This window comes from Candidatus Melainabacteria bacterium (genome assembly GCA_016193285.1).
In the GTDB taxonomy this organism is placed as follows: domain Bacteria; phylum Cyanobacteriota; class Vampirovibrionia; order 2-02-FULL-35-15; family 2-02-FULL-35-15; genus JACPSL01.
Genome location: JACPSL010000029.1, coordinates 33,424 through 52,274, shown reverse-complemented (window position 1 = coordinate 52,274; position 18,851 = coordinate 33,424). Strand labels below are relative to the sequence as shown.

Genomic DNA, 18,851 nt, shown 5'->3' with positions numbered 1-18,851 from the left:
AATGCTGAGTATCATGTAAGCCTTGTTACTTATTACTTTTTTAATCATCTAAAAGTCCTGGAGCTACTTTTATAGCCTCTTTCATAAGAGTTAATGCAAGCTTATAATTCCCATTATCGTAATAGATCTTAGCTAATTCAAAATATGACAGAGGATTATAAGGATCTATTTTAGCGATTATTTTACAAGTATCTTTTATAGCAGCAACATCATTTTTTTCTTTAAAAAAATCTATTGCTTGTAGAAATAAAGAGATATCATCTATGCATGACTTTTTATTGATATGGATTGCTTGTTTTAAAAAAGAATCTGCTGCATCTTTAGCAAGTGTATTATAACTATAAAATAATCCTGTGCATAAATATGGATGTGCGTATTCAGACTTTAATTTTAAGTAATTTTGTAAAAGTATTTCAGCTTCATGAAAATTTTGTGTACCATATGCAGTCTTTACAAAAATTGCTTCGTATAAAGATCTAAACCCTGGGTTTAATTTGATTGCTTCTTTTAGCTGTAGCCAGGCTTCTGTAATGTAATTATTGTTTACTAGAACAACAGAGTCCAGAAAAAATCCTATATAGTTGTTTTTGATTAAACTAGCCTTAGCTCTAATTTTATTAAGTTCTGAGTATCTCTTATTTTCAAGTAAATAGCTACTAATAACATTTAAAGTATCGTAGTAAACCAGATCTTGTATTGGTCCAAATCTTGCAGCTAGTGTTACTTTTTTGTCAATATTTTCTTTTAGCCAGTTTTCAACAGAACTTTTAATTGCAGTATAGTTAACCCAAGCTGGTAACATATCATTTTGTCTTAGATTATCTGCAGTTAAAATAAGCTTTATAAGAAAGAAAGGCTTACAGATTTTTGGCGCATACTTTACTTCTGCTGTTAGATATGAAACTGGAGATTTAAAGATATTAATATAGGAACTTGTTCTCCCAAATAATATTAGACACAATGTGATACTAAGAATCATCAACAATTTTTTATTTAAAAAAATAAATAAGCTAAATGATGCAATTACTAGTCCTAAGCCTGGCATATAGATATAGGTGCTATCTACAATATGAGCAAGTGGTATTACCTGCAGCACAGGAAAGAATGTAATAAAGAACCAAAATATTCCTAAAGTAAATAAGGGAAGTTTCTTTATTAAAAGGCAACTTCCAATAATTAAAACCAAACAAATAATTTGACAAAGTATTGGATATAAGCTAAATACATTGTCTCCAACTTTGTAAAAAGCTATTTGACTTTCAGTATTAAAGTTTGGAAAGAAAAAAAGTTTTATATAGTGTACTAAAAGTTGTGGAAGAAGCCATAGAAGTCTAAATAATATGTCTTTTAGATGACCAATATTTGACCATCGGATAAAAGTTTCTGAATTTTCCCAAATACTATTTCCACATGATAGATATTTCCATAAATAGTAAAGAATTACAACTAGTGATGTAATTGAAAAAAGAAAATATAATTTATTTTTACTTATGGGTTGTTCTTTTGGAAATAAAATAATGACAAAGAAAAGGATAATTGGTAACAGAAATAACTGCTCATGTGATCCCAAAGATAGAAAAAAAAATAAAGAACCAATTACTAAATCCCTCTTTTGATTTCGTCTGTAAAATCTAAGTGAATAGTAAATAAATAATAATCCAAAAGTAGTGCTTGCTAATACTCCGGGAGCATTTTCTATGAATGCTATTGTTTTTATGTTTAGTGGATGACATATCCAGATTAAACTTATTCCAACGGATAGTAAATTGTTTTTAGTGATCTCTTGTAGTATTAAAGTTATTACTATGCCTGAGATACATAACAATATTATGCTGTATAAATGAAAGACTAAATTAGCATTTTGAATGCCAAAAATATTATTTATGAGGCATGATTGAAAATAATAAAAAGGGGCAAATATTTGCTCTGGAAACTTATAAAAAAGACTTTTTAAGAGCAGGATAAAATTTCTTGAATATGGCTGCGAAGGATCAATATTGGCAGTTACGGCAAGAGCGTTAAATAAAATTGGGTAATATAAGCAAATTGCTATAAATGCAGGAACCCATAAGTAGAGATTAAAAGCAGTTATTTTTGATGTAATTTTGTTATTTAGCATTGTTAATATAGATTGTTTCTTAATATTATAGCGTTTGTGTTTTAATTTACTTGATGAGGCCACTGGTTAAATCAGAACATTTAGTAGCAGCTTATAAGCCTGAGCAAATAATATCTAATAGATTTTTTCTTGAAGATACACACTGGTTTTATAGAGGGGTAAGAACTATTTTAAAAAATAATTTTGAAAAAATTTTAAGAGACTATGGGAATAACAAAGTTGGTGATACTATCTGTATTTTAGATGTAGGGTGTGGATCAGGTGCGACTTTAAAACTGTTAGAGCATTATGGCAAAGTTCATGGTATTGATATTTCGGAACTCGCAATTCAATATTCTAAAAAGAGAAACTTAAAAAACTTACAAGTCGGGTCGGCAGAAGATCTTCCATATAGTGATAATTCTTTTGATTTTGTTTTTTCTGTTCAAGTTTTTTGTAATATTCCAGGCTCTGATTTGAAAGCATGGAGAGAAGTTAGAAGAGTTTTAAAACCAGGCGGATACTTTTTTTCTTTGTTGCCTGCTTATAATTTTTTATTTAGTCCTCATGACATAGCTGCCGGGTCTTTTAGAAGATATGATAAGGCTTATATATTGAACGCTTCAAAGAAATCAGGCTTAAGAGTTACAAAGATTAGTTTTTACAATACACTGCTTTTCCCCTTAATTTTTATTTTAAGGCTGTTATCTAAGTTTTTATGCAAACAGCCTAAATCAGACTTAAATAATGAATTACCAATTTTAAATTTTATTCTTTCAGGCCTAATGTATTTAGAGGTAGCTTTGTCAGATATAATTAACTATCCTTTTGGGTTATCTATATTATCGATTCATAAGAAGGGTTAATTAGGATTTAATTATTTACATGGGACGATTTGTATTAGTTGTTGCATTGTTATTTTATGTTTTAGTGAAATTACCTTTTGATTTGTCAGTAGTTTGTAGTAGCGGCAATGAGGGATTTTATTTTGTATATGGCCAAAAGCTTTTAGAAGGCAGGCATTTATATACTGACATTTTGTCTGTTCGGGGTCCATTTTTTATTTTAATTTATGCAGTTCTTGTAAAACTGTTTGGATTTAATACGAATGCTTTAGTTGCACTGCATTTTTTTCATACAGTTGTAATTTTTCTAACTAGTAATTTAATTTATTTTATCTTAAAGAAACTGTCGTTAAATCCTCTTGTTTCAGCAATTGGAGTATTTCTTTGGGTCCTTTTGCAATTAAGCTCAAATGGTCTTTGGGGATCACAACTAGAACTAGAATCTTCATTGTCGTTTGAAGCTGAATATCTTTGTAATTTGTTTTCTTTATCCTCGATTTTTTGTCTTCTGGCTGCTTTTGAAAAACCAGAAAGGAGAAAATTCAATGTTTTACTTTCCGTTATTGCATCATTTGTGTCTTTTTCATCAGCTATGTTTAAAGCAAGTGGTTTAGTGATTGTATTGGCTACATTTTTGTGGGTTGGTTACTTGTTTTTATTTGCAAAAGATGTATTTAGAGTCAATCGATTAACTGTTTGTTCTTATATATTTGGAATCATTGTCTTCTTTTTAGTTTTTTCTATTGGAATTTATAACTACAATGGTAACTTTAATTCTTTTTTCGATAGCTATTTCTTGTTTGGGAATTACTCAATTGAAGGGAGGCGAGGATGTAGTTTACTGATAAGAATACTAAAATTTATGTTTAGGCATACGGATTCAATAAGTAATTTCATTTTATTTTTTATTTCTTTTTTGTTTTTAATATGGGGTTTATTGAGCCAATTTTTTATTGGTGAAAAAATATTTAATAGACATGCCAAGGTATTTTTGGTACTTATAAGTGCTTGGGGTATAGGAAATATTTGCTCTGTTATTGTAAGTGGCAATTATGCTTCTTATTATTATGTTTTAGTTTGGCCTTCTATTGCAATCCTTTTGGTGACTGGGTTTCAGTATTTGACTATAAAATTTGGTTTTTTAAATCTGCCTCTCAGTAGATATTTATTAGCTGTATTTTTAATATTATTTTTTATTTGCAGATTTTCTCAACTTTATCCTGCTTACACTGGTATGGCAAAAGAACACTTGAGTCTAAGTTTTTTTAACCAGCCGCAATCATTTCAGGATCCTGTCTTATCTTATGACCCAAATAAAAATAAAAGGTCTCCAGTATTGCAGATGGCAGATAGAATAAATAACTATCTTCCAAATAAAAATGACTCATTTTATATTTTTGCTTTTGCACAGGGACATCAATCATTTGGCCCTCCTATTTATATTTATGTAAAAAGGCCTTGTACGTCTGCTATAACTTCTGACTGGCTTCATTATGAAAAATTTTTAAATACTACAATCCCTATACTTACTAAACAACTATATGAAACACCACCTAAGATACTTATTATTCCAAGAGTTGCACATCTAGGACTGTGGCAAGTAAGATTATTAAAGCCATTCTTTGTAGTGTTAAATGATTTTATAAGTAAGAATTATCATTTGAAAGATTCTGTTAGTTATATCTGTTATGGCTTAAAAGAGCCTGATGTATATGATGTGTTTGAGAGGAACTAATATATAAGTGATTCTTTTATGATCTTTGGATAGGTCTTTGGATTAAAAATCATACTTGCAAAGAGCGCACATTCAAATGAGCAGTGACAGTTTACTCCTTTTATAAAATTTAATACCTTTTGTGTTTTTTCATTGTTTAAAAGCTTGCTTATATCCAGATCATAATCTTTGATATTTCCTAAGCAGAAATTATCTCCTATAGCTCCTGCATGTATTATGTCTATTATCTCGCAAGGATACACGTCCCCATTTTGATAAACAATTAATAATTTTTTGCCAGCAAGACAAGGATAAATCTCTTTATCTTCTTTTATAGTTTTTGCAAGAGTTGTCATCATTACTTTGCTCATGCTCTTAAACACATTTGCAAACTCATAGTTTTTTATCCTTTGAGGAAAGCTTTTTATATATTCAGTCATTTCTATGTAAGTATCTATGGGTACTTCTCTAGCATCAGGTTCTTTAGGATTTCCTCTGCATAAAAGGATAGTTGATTTATCAAAATTCCAATTAGTCATTAAATCTTTAATGTTGTCTTTCATGTTATTAACATTTAAGGAAGAAAGTGTAGAACATGAAGTAACGATTAGATTTGGGAATTCTTTTTTTAACTTTATTAGTTCACTATAAGTTTGCTTTAATTTTTTATATCCTCCTGGTACTTTTCTAATGTGATCATGCATTTCTTCGGTCCCATCTATGGAAATAGCAATCTCAACTCTGGCTTCCGGAGCATTTTTTAAAACCTCTTTTACCATAGGGATTTGCTTATCAGGTAGATATCCATTTGTTGGAATTGCAAAAAACATTGCGCCTGAATTCTTATAATAAGCACGAACAATCTCTGGTAGTTCGTCTCTTAAAAATGGTTCACCACCTGTTAAAGTTACCTGGATTAAGTTTTTAAAACTCCTAGATAGTTTTTCTATTTGATCAAATGACAATTCTTTTGATTTATCATGTGTTTCTATTGGCTCCCAGTAAAAACACATTCTGCATCTGGCATTGCATACAGCTGTAACATAAAAAATAATATAGTTTGGTGTATATGGATTTAATAAAGCATTAGCTAGCTTTGTAGTAAACTTTGGAATTTTATTAAGAGTGCTCATTAATTTTTATCTTTTAAGAATATATTTAATTACTGAGAAAAACATAGTTAAACAAATAACTATTGAACTAACATAGTGAAAAAAGATGCCTAGTAGAAAATATTTAATCCCTTTTTTTTGAAAACAAAAAATAAAAAACTTTAAATTTACAAGCAGATATAAAATAGTAGTAATTAAAAATATTGATAATAGATTCTTGTTAATTAAAGCTGGTATTAAACTTGCAAAACTTAGGATTCCTAAAAGTCTTGATATGGCTTCATTGCTAGAAGTAGCTCCACTAGTGTCAAACTTTTTATTTTTTACAAATAATGGAAACCATTTCATTCCTCTATCAATGTAATTTCTAGTATTTTTTATAAAACCAGGAAAGTGGTGATAAACTTCAAGCATTGGTTCATGAAGAAGTTTATATTTTTTTGCTATTCTATAACCAAGTTCATAATCTTCTACATCAGCACCTTTATATAATTCACTGAATCCACCTGCTTCAAGTAAGATTTGCTTTTTAATTGTACATGCATAAGTAACAAGAAAATTTACCTCAGTGCTTTCATTAGAGCCTCTATACCAGAAATGATTTATAAGTGCTTTATAGCTAGGGAATGATCCTGGGTTAGCTGCTTCCCAATGATAATGCCCTTGTAAGCCTGCAATGTCTGGATAATTTTTATGTCTTTTTTCTACAGCCTCAATTGCAACTGGTGTAAGGATTACATCAGAGTCTAGAAATAATATTATCTCTTTGTTAGCTACTTCTACACCTATATTTCTGGCTTTTGACGGACCAGAATTTTTATTTAATTTAATAGTTTTAATCCATGGATAATTATTTAAAACAATATTTATAGAGCCATCAACAGAACAATCATCTACAATAATTACTTCATATGGCTTTTTAATAGACTCCTCAATTGATTTAATTAGCTTTGTAATTGTTTTTAAGCTATTAAAGGATGGTATTACTATTGATATTTCGCTGGTAGGATTAAGTACTAAGCCTTTGTTGAGTTCAGTAAATCCCTTATCTATAAGTAAATTGCTTGCTATTGCCATAAGTATTTCAATTATAATAGAAAGTATGAAAGAGGATAAAAGCAAAAAAAACTATTTTGCTCATAAGACAGCACAGGTTGAGTCAAATTATGTAGGAAAAGGCTCAAGGATATGGGCATATGTACATATTATGAAGGGTGCAAAGGTAGGATCTAACTGCAATATTGGACACGGAGCTTTCTTGGAATCTGGTTCAAAAATTGGGAATAATGTAATCGTTAAAAACGGTGTATCTATATGGGATGGAGTAAGTATTGAAGATGATGTGTTTATTGGTCCTAGTGTAGCTTTTACTAATGATTTAAGACCGAGGGTAAAAAAAATTAAGCCAAATTTTAAAGCAATTAAAACTAAAATAAAAAAAGGAGCAACTCTTGGAGCAAACTGTACGATTTTACCAGGATTAACTATTGGAAGATATTCTATGATTGGAGCTGGTGCAGTGGTAACAGAAAATGTTCCTGATTTTGCGCTAGTAGTTGGTTCTCCAGCTACAGTTGTTTCTTATATTTGTGTTTGTTCTTATAGTTTAAAAGAAGAACCTAAATATTTTGTTTGTAAAAAATGTCATAGAAAATATTTGAAGTTAGAAAAAGGAGTTAAACTAAAATCCTAATTTATCTTCCTATCCCAAAATATTTAATTCCTGCTGATTCTACAGTCTTTTTATCAAAGGAATTTCTTCCATCAATGAAAACTTTACAGCCACTTTCTTTTAACTTGTACCAATTTATATTTTTATAACATGAATGGTTGGTTACAAGAAATACAAGAGGGGTCTTAGCTAAATAAATGTCTTCAACCGGATTAAACTTTCTGGTTTTTAATTCTTCTTGTGAAAAAAGTGGATCATGTAAAAAAACTTTATAATTTTTTTCTTTAAGTTTTTTATCAAGCAAATAAGTACTGCTTAGAGTATCTTCTTTTACATCAGGTCTAAAACCTAGACCAAGTATAAGTGCTTTTTTATCATTAATTTCAGCATCGACTAAATCAACGGTATAACTAGCCATTATGTCATTTATTCTTCTGCTTTCTTTTGCAAGAGAAAAGTCAAGCCCAACTTTATCAAATGAATTAATAAGGAAATAAGGGTAGACAGGTGTACAATGCCCGCCTACACCGATTCCAGGATAGAGTAAATTAGCCTCGCCGTCAGTATTTGCAAGTTCTATTACTTCTTTAGTATCTATGCCTGCTATTTTTGCAAATTGTGCAAGTTGATTTGATAAAGCAATATTTATATCTCTATAAACCATTCCGGCAAGCTTTATCATCTCACTAGTTTCAATAGAGCTTGTTTGTATTAGTAAGTCTTGTGGGAAAAAATAACTATATGCCTCAATACCATTTTTTGCAGCTTCGTTATTAATTCCACCTATAATTTTTGGATTTTGTAGAAGCTGTTTTAGCATAGTTCCACTTTTAACTCTTTCCGGACTGTATATAAGATAAAAATCAACCCCATGTTTTTTATGAGCTTTTTCTAGTAAGGGTAAAATTTTATTCCTTGAAAATCCAACTGGTATAGTAGTTTCAACTGAGATTATTGTTTTGTTGGTTAAAAATGGAGCAATTTCTTTTATGCAATTTAGGAAAGGGGTTTCATTGATGTTTTTTTCAATATCAATTAGTAATGGTATACAAATAATCATTAGAGATGAGTTTTGAATCTCTTTAAAATCTGAAGAAGCCATTAGTTTTTTGCTTTTTAAAGCATTAGTGATTATTTCTTTTACATCAGGTTCATTCGACTCAAAATTAAATTCTAAAAGTGAATTAATAAGTTTAGTGTTAGTATCTATTACAACAACAGGTAAATTATTTCTTAGTATGTTTGCAGCTACTGCTTGCCCTATTTTCCCAAATCCAATTACACTAATTTTTTTAAATTGCATTTTGTTTAAACCACATTAATGTTTTTTGTAAACCCTCTCTCAAAGAGACTTTAGGACTCCAATTATACAATTTTTGAAACTTGTGTATATTAGGTGATCTTTCCTTTATTTCTGGATATTTCATCAGCTCAAATTTTATATTTTCTTTTTCATTTAACTTTTTTCCATTAAAGGATACTTGTAGGACTAGTCTAGCAAGTTCAATGTTTGAAAGGGTTTCTTTAGGATTGCCAATATTAAAAGTTTCTACTGTGCTAGGCATGTTTTTTATTACTAACATTATTGCACTAATAAAATCATCTATGTAACACCAGCTTCTTATTGCTTTCCCGTCCCCTTCAAGTATTAATTTTTTGTTAGATACTATATTCTTACAAAAACTACTTATGGCTCCTTCACCTGTTTGTTTTGGGCCATAAATGTTAAAAGGTCTGATTATGGTTCCTGACCACTTGTATTCTTCTGCATATGTGGAAATAAGAAATTCCCCACCAATTTTACTTCCTGCATAACTCCATCGCCTGTGTTTTGGTGGTCCAATATTAAAATACGAATCTTCGCTTACATCTTTAGCATTAGGGCCAAAAACCTCACTTGTAGAGAAGTCTATAAGTTTATTAGTTTTGTTTTTTACCATTGCTTCTAAAATATTGTAGGTTCCAATTAAATTTGTTTTAAATGTTAAGTAAGGAAACTTGTGATAATTACTTACACCTGCAATTGCAGCAGCATGGATAATCAGATCATGTCCTTTCATCCTCTTTTCAACCAGCTCCTTATTAAGAATATTACCTTTTATAAAAGTTACTAGATTGCTTTTTAAAATATCAGTGTATTTGATGGAGTTTCTATGGAGATTATCAAACACTGTGACTTTAAAATTATTTTTAATTAATTCTTCCACCAAATGAGAACCAATAAAACCTGCACCACCTGTTATAAAAATATTTTTAATTTGCTTTTTCAAATTATTCTCCTAGTGTAAGTTGTATGAGCTTCTCTTTTTTTTCTTTTAAATGATTACTTACATTAGCTGCAGTTGTAATCCAACAAGTGTTATCACTTGTTATGTGTTCCAAAAATTCTTTATATACTGATAGCATTTCCTTATTTCCTGAAAACCCTTGATCTGGGTGAGTTAGAAGAACAATTAAGCAACTCTTTGATTTTAACCAGTTGTATTTATTAATCCAGAAACTTAAAATTTCTTTTGGTTTTAATCTTATTGCAATAGCTTCTCCATCCCGAAGTAGTGAAGTCGGCATTATTAGCAAATTATCTAAATAAAATGGTAATGAGGTTCTGCAACCATCTCCAGAAAATGGGAATAAATAACTAAAGTCTATAACGCTCATATCGTAAGAGAAATACTCTTTAATTGTGTGATAAAAGTTTTTTGATCTTAAGAATCCTGGAGATCTAATGCCTTTCACAGAATATTTATTTATAAAATCTTTTGATAACTCAAGTCTCTTTCTTATCTCATCTTTTGAAAGCATAGTAAGTCTTCCATCGTGATTATAATCATGAAGTGCAATCTCAAATCCTTCTTTTTGTAATTCCTTTAAAAACGGATGATTTAATTCATATAGGTGTGTAACCCAAAAGTTGGTTGATGTTACTCCTAGTTTCTTTTCAATCAGGGTAAAGTTTTTTAAAAACTCTTGTCCAAATTTTGAATCGATGTCGTGAGTTGAAATAAAAGCACATGTTTTACCTGAAGGCCAGATGTTGTCTGGCTTATAGATTGATTTATAGTCAATTGAATTAGTTAATTCAAAATCATTAATCAATCTTTTTTGTTTGAAGTTAGTGATACCAAGAAGTCTTCTTATAATACTTCTTAGATTAGGTGGTAAAAAGGTTTGATAGTTAAAACCTTTAATAAACTTAAGCTTATTATAATTACCTTCAAGTGATGAAAGAATTAAATTTTCATCTTCTTTAGAAAGTCTGTACTTTGTCTCTAACATAATGACTTGTATTTGTTGTTTCCTCTTGTATAAAAAACAAAGGCCTATTCTTTACTTCGTCAGATACCCTCCAGATGTATTCACCAAGTATCCCAAGCATTAAGAATTGAATACCATGAAATATGAACAATAAAATTATTATTGTTGTCCATCCTGGTACTTTTACTCCCACAACTAACCAGCACCATAGTGTGTACAATACTCCTAATATACTAAGTACAAATGTAATTATCCCTACTAAACTCATAAATCTTACAGGGAAATAAGAAAATGAAAGAAAAGTATCAAGTCCTGCTTTTATAAGCTTGCTTGTGGTCCAGCCAGAATTACCTCTTTGTCTTTTTAATCTTTCATATTCAATGTATTCTTGTTTAAAACCCTGATATGCAATTAAACCAAATGTAATTCTATTATGCTCTGGATGCTTGTTTAAATTATCAATTATTTTTCTGTCGATTAAGCAAAAAGATCCAGTGCCCATAGTCGGATAGGTTTTAATAGCATATTTCTTAACCAGTGTATAAAAGACTTTATTTATGCAACTTCTTAAAAAACTTGTTTCGTATTTTGTTCTTTTTCCCCAGACAATTTGTGAACCCTTAAGCCATTTTTTAACAAAGTCAATAATTAACTCTGGTGGATCTTGGAGATCACAAGCAATAATTACTGCAGCATCACCAGTAGCTTTTAAAAGACCAGCACAAATAGCAGTATGACTGCCATAGTTTCTGCTTAACGAAATCCCTCTAATATCCAGATTTTCTTTCGACAAATTTTTTATTTTGTCAAATGAACTATCAGTACTACCATCATCTATAAAGACAATCTCTTTTGTAAATTCTCTATTGGTTTCTTTTTGTAACTGCTTAAAGACATCTTGAATTCTTTCATAGAAAGCCTCTATGTTTTCTCCCTCATTATATATAGGTGTTATTATAGATATCTTCATATCTGTTCAATACCTTTAATAAGTTTGTCTAATATATACTCTTGTTCATTTTCTTCTAGGGAAGGGAAAATCGGTAGACATAATCCCTGCTCATACAGAAGTTCAGTGTTTGACAACTTAGTATTGCTATACTCAGAGAGATTAGAGTAGCAATTTTGTTTATGTATCGGAGGGATTCCACTTCTTGTATCAATCCCATGATCTTTAAGAAATTTCATTAGGTGCTCTCTTTTTAGCTTTCCTTCTAGGATTCTAATTTGAAAAGTCTGATAATTGGGTCTTGAGTCCGGGAGATATTTTGGAAGCCCAAATTTATTTTTATATTTTGATAGTTCAATTAGATAATTATTAGCAATTTTAGTCCTTTTTTCTAGGATCTCATTAAGCTTTTTGATTTGCATGTTTCCAATGACTGCATTTAATTCACTCATTCTGTAGTTAAATCCAAAAGAATTGTATTCTTCTTTAACACTGTCTATTTTTCTTCCATGTGATCTAAGTTCTCTGACTTTTTCATTTATTTTTGTATCGTTTGTTAAAATTGCCCCACCTTCGCCAGTAGTTATTATTTTGCGTGGATGAAAACTTAGGCATGAGGTATCACCCCAGGTACATACCGGATGATTTTTATACAAAGAACCAATAGCACAGGCAGCATCTTGAATTAAAAGCAAATTATATTTTTTTGCTAAGTTTTTAAATCCATCCAAGTCTAGTGGACTTCCGAATTGGTGTACTAGCATTATTGCTTTAGTTTTTTTTGTAATGAGTGACTCTGTTAACTCTGTAGTCATATTGTAAGTATGCATGTCTACATCAGTAAAAACAGGTGTTGCACCGGTAGTTTTAATTGAATTTGCTGTAGCAATAAAACTATACGATGGACAAATTACTTCATCTTCAGCTCCAATATTATGTGAAAGTAAACTTAGCTGTAGTGCACTAGTTCCAGAGTTTACTGCAACTGCAAAAGTACAACTACAAACAGATTGTAATTCTTTTTCAAATTTTTCAATTTCTTTTCCTTGAGTTACTTGTCCCGATTTAATAGGTTCAGCAAGTGCCAGTATCTCATTGTTTGAAAAGTATGGTTTTGAAATTGGAATTTCTATTGTGATTATTTTCATGGTGTGATCTATTGTTCAATATAGCCAAGAGCAGCTAGTCTTTCTTCAATTAATTTTATTTCTTCTTTTGTTTTATAAACGTTATGAGAGTCAATTTCTTGTTCTTGTGTAACGCTATATTTGTATAATTCGTTTTTAAGTTCCTCATAAGAGTATTTAATAGTTTCCCATGGTCTTAAGTATTTTGGTAGCTTAATAGCTCTAAGAAGATCAAATGATTCAAAAGGATCTTGTGTTATGTTAAATAGTTCATCTTTAACTTCATAACTATCTTCCGTTTGATTTGTTCTTACAAGTTTAAAATTATCTTTTAAAACTGTCTGCTGAAACAAGAAAGTATTGTACTTGTCTTGTGGCATGTGTCCAGATTCGGAAGCTCTTTTTAAGTAATTACTTAGCTCTCTTCTATTATGGAACCATGCTTCTGCATATATTGTTCTTGTTTTTTGTCTTTCATTTTTTAAAATAGTAGATTTTAAGGAAATACCATCAAAATAATTTTCTTGACTGATGTTTAAAAAATCTAAAATTGTAGGAGTGATATCTACAATACTGACAATGTCATTTGTAAAATGCTCTTTTGGACTTATTGAAGGTGAGTAGAAAATAAGAGGAACTCTAATAATTTCTTCTATAACAGTTTCGCCATGATCAAATTTCATAATTGGTTTATGGGTTCTTGAAAGAGCCATTTTGTGCTGTGGAATGATTGCCTGGCCATGGTCTGAAGTGATAACTATTAACGTATTTAAGTCAATTAAATTGTTGGCTTTTAAATTTTGAACTAGTTTGTTAAATCTTCCTTTGTCAAATTTATTAATCCCATTTAAATATCTGGGGAACTGTATGATGTCAGAAATCATATTTTCTTCACAGTGTATTCTGACTTTATTGCTAAGAGCAATTAAATTCTCTCTTATAATTTTATTATTGCCTGCTCTAAATGGCTCAAGGCTAATGTTTAGGCACCTTGCAAGCTCTTCATAATCTTTGCAAAAAACCTCATTATAATTTTCATCGGGTGGAAAAAAAGATTCTCCATAAGGTGGGTGAATATCACCTATATGCATAAACAAGTAAGTACTTTCATCTTTTTTTTCTATTAGTAACTTAATGACATCATCATCGTTTCGAGTAATTATTTTTTTAGAACCTCTAAGTATTTCATTTAGTTCAAAAATATCTTTAAAATCTATTGCAGCAATTGTATAAAAGTCTTGAAGATTTAAAATTTCAAATAAGGTTTTTACTTTTTGACTCAGTGTAGTGCCAAGAAATGGTCTTATGCTATGTTGGTTCTGGTAAGTGCCTGTTAACATGCTTGCATGTGATGGTGGAGTAAAAGGAGCAGATGTATAAGCAGCTGTAAAAAGCATGCCACCTTTAACAAAATAATCCATGTTAGGAGTATCTTGAATACTGTCAAGTCCATACTTAGTCAAATAACTTTTATTTGGTGAGATACTTAAGCTATCAAATCGTAAATCATCTATTGATAAGTGCAGGATCCTTTTGAACTTCATCCAGCTTTACCTCCCTAAAACCACAATCAATTGACTTTTGGCAGGCTTCAATGATGCTTATAACTCTATAACCAGAATAACCATTACTAACCTTACATTCTCCATTGATTATAGATTTTACAAAACTCGAGACTAATTTTTTTAATGGCTCCTGTCTATCAATTGCTGGAGTTAATATATCTCCTAACCTGTAATTTACAAGTGCTTCATATTTTTGTTGTTCCTCAATTATTTCTAAGCCATGATCATAGACTTTTACTTTTTCATCAGGTAGAAGGTCATTCCAAATAACCATTTTTTTATCACCGCTAATTAAGATTTTTCTTACTTTTACAGGAGATAGCCAGTTCAAATGAAGATGTGCAACAAAATTGTTGTCATAGAGAAGAGTAATGTAAGCTACTTCTTCAAACTGCTTACCATTTTTGTATGGTTGAACATGGCTTGTACCTACTGCAATAACTGATTTTGGTGATTTATCAACTAAAAAGTCAATTATTGATATATCATGCGGGCCAAGATCCCAGATTACATTTGAGTCATGTTGAAATAACCCAAGATTTACCCTTACAGCATCCAAGTAATAAAGATTTCCAAGTGTACCCTCATTGATTAGTTCTTTTATTTTTAAAGTTGCACCGTTAAAAAGATAAATATGATCCACCATTAATATAAGTTTTTTTGATTCAGCTAAAAGACATAATTCTAGTGCTTGCTTTGAGTTTTCAGTTATTGGTTTTTCAATCAGTACATGTTTTCCTCCTTCTAAAGAACATTTAGCTAACTGGTGATGAGTAGAAGTAGGAGTTGCTATTGCTACTGCATCTACTTCTTTATCATTAATAATTTCATCTATATTTTCTGCACCTTTTAGATTTGGATAAATATTTAAATAGGTCTGAACTTTTTCTTTTTTTAAATCACAAATATACTTGACACTGACAGATGAATTTTGTATTAGAGCATTTAATAGTTTTGGACCCCAATAACCAAGACCAATTAGTGCAACTTTTATTTTATGGTGTTTAGCTGTCATAAATATAAAGATTTTAGCATGTCATGCACGATCAGCATAGTCCAACTGAAAGCTATACTGTACTTATGCAAACAAGTTGTATTAAATCTAAAATGTTGTTGTTGATCTTTTTGTATATAATTTCCATTTCATTAGTAAATGCAAAAGCAACTGATACCCTTATTCATGTAAGTAATGAAATCTTAAGGAATAATAATCCTGTAGATTTGGTATTTTACTTTCACGGCTTGGGTACTCATGAGGGTTTTATTCTTCCCCCTTTTATCTATGGTGGACTAGATATTGTTGAACACAAAGAGGTATATAGAAAAGATCTTATTTTTATTGCGTTTCATATAAGCGATGAAAATTATGGTGCAGGTCCAGAAGAAATTAACGATATTGTTAAAAATATTAAAATAGTTGCAAGCAAGTTCAATACACGAAAAATATATTTAATAGGAGCATCATTTGGTGGTTCTATTGTCTTAAATGTATTGAATTATGCAGACAAAGAGCTAAGAAACAAATTAGTGGGGGCACTTGCATGTTTTCCTGTAACAGATTTTGAGTATACTCTTGCAAAGACTAAGAGGGAAAATATTTCGTCATATTTGAATCGTTACTTTGATAAGTATAAAAGCAGTAAACAGAATATTATTAAGTATTCATCACCTATAAATCAAACATCAATGATAAAAAACGATGCAGAAGTTATTTTAATAGAAGGTATAAAAGATACACACGTTCCTCCTCCACAAATAGAGAACTATTACAAAAAACTTAAGCTAAAGTTAATGAATAAGAAATTAATCAAGGTAAGTACTGATCACAATTTTACTGATATTGCGGAGATATTTCAGAAAGAAGTTATTAGCTTTCTTAAGTAACTAAAGTTCTTTGCTATTGATTACAGGAAGGCTGCATGACATAATTACAACTTGAAAACTTAAATCTGTTAGAAAATTATTTCTTGCACATTTAATTTCCCAACAAGTCTATTGTGGTTTTTAAGAGTTATGGAAAAAATTTCACTTGTAATACCATGTTTTAACGAAAGAGGGGCTATTGAGCAAACAATAGATGAAATAAACTTTTTGCTTGGGAAAGCACTTCATGAAATAGTAATTGTAGATGATGGTTCTTTTGATGGTACTTATGAGATTTTAAAAAACAGAAAAGATATAAAACTTGTTAGAAATCCTTATAACAAAGGTTATGGATACTCATTAAAAAAAGGTATTATAGCTGCAACTGGAGAAATTATTGTAATAACTGATGCTGATGGTACTTATCCAATTGAATCAATTTTACTAATGGTTAAAAAGCTTGAAGAAGGCTATGACTTAGTTATTGGTAAAAGACAGAATTTAAAAACATTTGATCCATTTTTAAAAAAGCTCTCTAGATTCTTTTTTAAGCAATTAGCTCAATTTGTTGCAGGTGAAAAAATTTTAGATGTAAATTCAGGACTTAGAGTTTTTAGACGAGATGTAATTCTAAAATACTTACCTAATACTTCTGCGGGATTTTCTTTTTCTCTTTCTACTACTTTGATCTTTATTTTAGAGGGGTTATCTGTTTTTTATTTCCCCGTTGAATATAGACCTAGAATTGGCAAATCTAAAGTAAAGTATCTAAGAGATATTTTAAGATCGGCACAAATCCTTTCTGAAACAATTACCTTGTATAACCCAATTAAAATTTTCTTACTAATTTCTTCCCTGATTAGTATTTTAGGTTTTGTCATTTTGCTTATCCCGATTTTTACTAATCTTTTAAGCAGTTCATTTGGGATAATAGGTTTTATGATTTTACAAGGAATTGCACTGTATACTTTTTCGCTAGGCTTAATTGCTTTTTTACTTAAGAAAAAGGATATTAGATGATAGCTAAAATTAAATATCCCCTTTTGCTTTTTTTAATATGGCTTGGTGCTTATATTTTTTGTACTATTGTCTTGGATCAGGAAATTGGTTGGGATGAAGTTAGTTATTTATCGACAGCTAAGGGAATTGCAGAAAATTTTGATTTTAGCAGTAGGTTTAATACACCTTTAGGATTGATTAAATATGGTTTCCCGCAGCATACCCATCATTATCCTGTTTACTCTGTGTATTTAGCAATTTTTTTTAAGTTATTTGGTACTTCTATTCAAGTGGCTTATTTCTCTACCTGGCTTGCTGCTTTAATCACGTGTATTTTTATTTACCGGATAGTTTTACTAATAACAGAAAATAACTATGTCTTGTCATTATGTACTTCCGTCTTGTTTTTATTTTTACCAAGGGTGCTTGATTATTGTGATTCAGCAATGATGGAAATCCCGGGCTGTGCTTTAATATCAATTTTTACATACTTCATTTTTAAGGATTTGGCAAAAGGCAAAGTCAACTCATTATTAATTTCTATTTCTGCAATATGGTTGTTCTTGTTTAAGAGTTTATTTATAGGAGCTGTTTTTGGACTGTTCTTTTTAATAATACTTGCATATAGTAAATTATGTAAACTTGAAATTAAAACAAAATCCTCTTTCTCTCTAGCGATTTCAATTTTTTTTTGTTTAACTAATCTTTTGTATTTTATTTTTACCAAGTTTGTTTTCTTACCTCTTGCTCCAATGATGAACTTTAATAAAAGGCAGGAGGATTTAGGAGTATATGCTGATTTTCTTGGAGGTTTTTTCCATGACCCAGTAACTAACTTACTTATAAACATAAAAAGCTTTTATGGGAATGTGGTTTTACATTACTTTCCGTCTTTTCCTGTAGTTTTGATATCTGATGTAGAGGGTTTTTATAATTCATCTCCTAGCTGGTGTGAATTTGGTCTTTTCTTCTTCTTTTATTTTTGTTTAGTTTCTTTCTTATTTATTTTTTGGAAAAAATTACTTCCTATACATAAAATATTTATTCTTTATACAACAAGTTCGATTTTCTTTTTTAATTTAATTTTTAATCTTATAGCAGATACACAAATAGGTGTTCGTTGCAGATATAACATGGTTTATTTACCTTTGCTTTTAATATCTATTGCAATCGTTCTTTGGACTATTAGGAGTAGTTTCCTTTCGTTTTATAGAGAATATAAAAAAGGTTGTATTTTTCTAATTGTACTTTTTGTTGTATTTGTTTATATCCCTTTTTGGATTGCTTCTCTTAAAGTTGCTGTGTGGAACAAAGCGCTTTATCATAACATTGCTCATAAAAATTCAGAACTTGTTAAAAAATACATTGGTAATTCAAATCCAATGTTTATCCAGATTCATGCTGGAACGCATACTGCTTGGGATTCATTTCCAACAAGAGTAATTGTTATGGATATTTCTAGTGATGAGGTAAGAAAAATAAATTTAAGAGTACCTAGGCCAATTGAATATTTATTTATTAAACCAGAACATAAATTATTCATGGAAAATAAAGACTTAATTTTACAAGGGAAACCAATAATAGATAACAAATATTATTTATATGCTTTTGACGAGGAGACTAAAACAGTGATTTATAGATTAGTAAGTTAA

At 30.0% G+C, this 18,851-nt stretch carries 16 protein-coding genes; 6 read left to right on the top strand and 10 right to left on the bottom strand.

All coding sequences use genetic code 11. The features are described from left to right. Window positions 1–40 precede the first annotated feature (40 nt). Complete coding sequence (locus tag HYY52_06285) at window positions 41–2,119, bottom strand: tetratricopeptide repeat protein (protein MBI2996300.1); 2,079 nt, start codon at window positions 2,117–2,119, stop codon at window positions 41–43. Between the two features lie 53 nt (window positions 2,120–2,172). Here HYY52_06285 and HYY52_06280 point away from each other — a divergent pair, with 53 nt between their 5' ends. Further along, a complete protein-coding gene (locus HYY52_06280; GenBank protein MBI2996299.1) occupies window positions 2,173–2,964 on the top strand; it encodes a class I SAM-dependent methyltransferase in 792 nt (263 codons plus the stop codon). Between the two features lie 19 nt (window positions 2,965–2,983). Then, a complete protein-coding gene (locus tag HYY52_06275; GenBank protein MBI2996298.1) occupies window positions 2,984–4,678 on the top strand; it encodes a hypothetical protein in 1,695 nt (564 codons plus the stop codon). Here the strand turns inward: HYY52_06275 and HYY52_06270 are convergent. Together HYY52_06270 and HYY52_06265 are read right to left on the bottom strand one after the other, a co-directional pair. Then, entirely contained in the window at window positions 4,675–5,790 is a 1,116-nt protein-coding gene (locus tag HYY52_06270) for a radical SAM protein (GenBank protein ID MBI2996297.1), read from the bottom strand. The genes HYY52_06275 and HYY52_06270 overlap by 4 nt on opposite strands. A 6-nt stretch (window positions 5,791–5,796) precedes the next feature. Further along, window positions 5,797–6,846, bottom strand: a complete 1,050-nt coding sequence (locus tag HYY52_06265) for a glycosyltransferase (protein MBI2996296.1) — start codon at window positions 6,844–6,846, stop codon at window positions 5,797–5,799. 25 nt (window positions 6,847–6,871) lie between these two features. On the opposite strand from HYY52_06265, the gene HYY52_06260 reads away from it, so the two are divergent. Further along, window positions 6,872–7,462 (top strand): N-acetyltransferase, encoded by a 591-nt coding sequence (locus tag HYY52_06260; protein MBI2996295.1) that lies wholly within the window; start codon window positions 6,872–6,874, stop codon window positions 7,460–7,462. A 1-nt stretch (window position 7,463) separates the two neighbouring features. Here the strand turns inward: HYY52_06260 and HYY52_06255 are convergent, their stop codons facing one another. From HYY52_06255 to HYY52_06225, 7 genes are read right to left on the bottom strand one after another with little or no spacing between them, the layout of a single operon-like run. After that, a complete protein-coding gene (locus HYY52_06255) occupies window positions 7,464–8,744 on the bottom strand; it encodes a nucleotide sugar dehydrogenase (GenBank protein ID MBI2996294.1) in 1,281 nt (426 codons plus the stop codon). Further along, window positions 8,734–9,711, bottom strand: coding sequence for an NAD-dependent epimerase/dehydratase family protein (locus HYY52_06250; GenBank protein ID MBI2996293.1), 978 nt, complete (start codon window positions 9,709–9,711; stop codon window positions 8,734–8,736). Before HYY52_06250 ends, HYY52_06255 begins: the two co-directional genes overlap by 11 nt. A 1-nt stretch (window position 9,712) precedes the next feature. Further along, entirely contained in the window at window positions 9,713–10,717 is a 1,005-nt protein-coding gene (locus tag HYY52_06245) for a polysaccharide deacetylase family protein (protein ID MBI2996292.1), read from the bottom strand. Next, on the bottom strand, window positions 10,689–11,666 hold the full coding sequence (locus HYY52_06240; GenBank protein MBI2996291.1) for a glycosyltransferase family 2 protein: 978 nt from the start codon (window positions 11,664–11,666) through the stop codon (window positions 10,689–10,691). The genes HYY52_06245 and HYY52_06240 overlap by 29 nt, the downstream gene beginning before the upstream one ends. After that, entirely contained in the window at window positions 11,663–12,793 is a 1,131-nt protein-coding gene (locus tag HYY52_06235; protein ID MBI2996290.1) for a DegT/DnrJ/EryC1/StrS family aminotransferase, read from the bottom strand. The genes HYY52_06240 and HYY52_06235 overlap by 4 nt, the downstream gene beginning before the upstream one ends. Window positions 12,794–12,801: 8 nt before the next feature. Beyond that, entirely contained in the window at window positions 12,802–14,316 is a 1,515-nt protein-coding gene (locus HYY52_06230) for a sulfatase-like hydrolase/transferase (GenBank protein ID MBI2996289.1), read from the bottom strand. Beyond that, on the bottom strand, window positions 14,279–15,352 hold the full coding sequence (locus HYY52_06225) for a Gfo/Idh/MocA family oxidoreductase (GenBank protein ID MBI2996288.1): 1,074 nt from the start codon (window positions 15,350–15,352) through the stop codon (window positions 14,279–14,281). Before HYY52_06225 ends, HYY52_06230 begins: the two co-directional genes overlap by 38 nt. Window positions 15,353–15,444: 92 nt before the next feature. Here HYY52_06225 and HYY52_06220 point away from each other — a divergent pair, with 92 nt between their 5' ends. The 3 genes from HYY52_06220 to HYY52_06210 all read left to right on the top strand — a co-directional run bounded on the left by HYY52_06220 (window position 15,445) and on the right by HYY52_06210 (window position 18,851). Next, complete coding sequence (locus HYY52_06220; protein ID MBI2996287.1) at window positions 15,445–16,221, top strand: DUF1749 domain-containing protein; 777 nt, start codon at window positions 15,445–15,447, stop codon at window positions 16,219–16,221. A 129-nt stretch (window positions 16,222–16,350) separates the two neighbouring features. Beyond that, a complete protein-coding gene (locus tag HYY52_06215; protein MBI2996286.1) occupies window positions 16,351–17,220 on the top strand; it encodes a glycosyltransferase family 2 protein in 870 nt (289 codons plus the stop codon). Beyond that, a complete protein-coding gene (locus HYY52_06210; protein MBI2996285.1) occupies window positions 17,217–18,851 on the top strand; it encodes a glycosyltransferase family 39 protein in 1,635 nt (544 codons plus the stop codon). Before HYY52_06215 ends, HYY52_06210 begins: the two co-directional genes overlap by 4 nt.

Excerpts from the sequence above, each read along its gene's own strand:
- HYY52_06285 (MBI2996300.1), bottom strand. The coding sequence starts at position 2,119 with ATGCTAAATAACAAAATTACATCAAAAATAACTGCTTTTAATCTCTAC.
- HYY52_06280 (MBI2996299.1), top strand. The coding sequence starts at position 2,173 with ATGAGGCCACTGGTTAAATCAGAACATTTAGTAGCAGCTTATAAGCCT.
- HYY52_06275 (MBI2996298.1), top strand. The coding sequence starts at position 2,984 with ATGGGACGATTTGTATTAGTTGTTGCATTGTTATTTTATGTTTTAGTG.
- HYY52_06270 (MBI2996297.1), bottom strand. The coding sequence starts at position 5,790 with ATGAGCACTCTTAATAAAATTCCAAAGTTTACTACAAAGCTAGCTAAT.
- HYY52_06265 (MBI2996296.1), bottom strand. The coding sequence starts at position 6,846 with ATGGCAATAGCAAGCAATTTACTTATAGATAAGGGATTTACTGAACTC.
- HYY52_06260 (MBI2996295.1), top strand. The coding sequence starts at position 6,872 with ATGAAAGAGGATAAAAGCAAAAAAAACTATTTTGCTCATAAGACAGCA.
- HYY52_06255 (MBI2996294.1), bottom strand. The coding sequence starts at position 8,744 with ATGCAATTTAAAAAAATTAGTGTAATTGGATTTGGGAAAATAGGGCAA.
- HYY52_06245 (MBI2996292.1), bottom strand. The coding sequence starts at position 10,717 with ATGTTAGAGACAAAGTACAGACTTTCTAAAGAAGATGAAAATTTAATT.
- HYY52_06240 (MBI2996291.1), bottom strand. The coding sequence starts at position 11,666 with ATGAAGATATCTATAATAACACCTATATATAATGAGGGAGAAAACATA.
- HYY52_06235 (MBI2996290.1), bottom strand. The coding sequence starts at position 12,793 with ATGAAAATAATCACAATAGAAATTCCAATTTCAAAACCATACTTTTCA.
- HYY52_06230 (MBI2996289.1), bottom strand. The coding sequence starts at position 14,316 with ATGAAGTTCAAAAGGATCCTGCACTTATCAATAGATGATTTACGATTT.
- HYY52_06225 (MBI2996288.1), bottom strand. The coding sequence starts at position 15,352 with ATGACAGCTAAACACCATAAAATAAAAGTTGCACTAATTGGTCTTGGT.
- HYY52_06220 (MBI2996287.1), top strand. The coding sequence starts at position 15,445 with ATGTTGTTGTTGATCTTTTTGTATATAATTTCCATTTCATTAGTAAAT.
- HYY52_06215 (MBI2996286.1), top strand. The coding sequence starts at position 16,351 with ATGGAAAAAATTTCACTTGTAATACCATGTTTTAACGAAAGAGGGGCT.
- HYY52_06210 (MBI2996285.1), top strand. The coding sequence starts at position 17,217 with ATGATAGCTAAAATTAAATATCCCCTTTTGCTTTTTTTAATATGGCTT.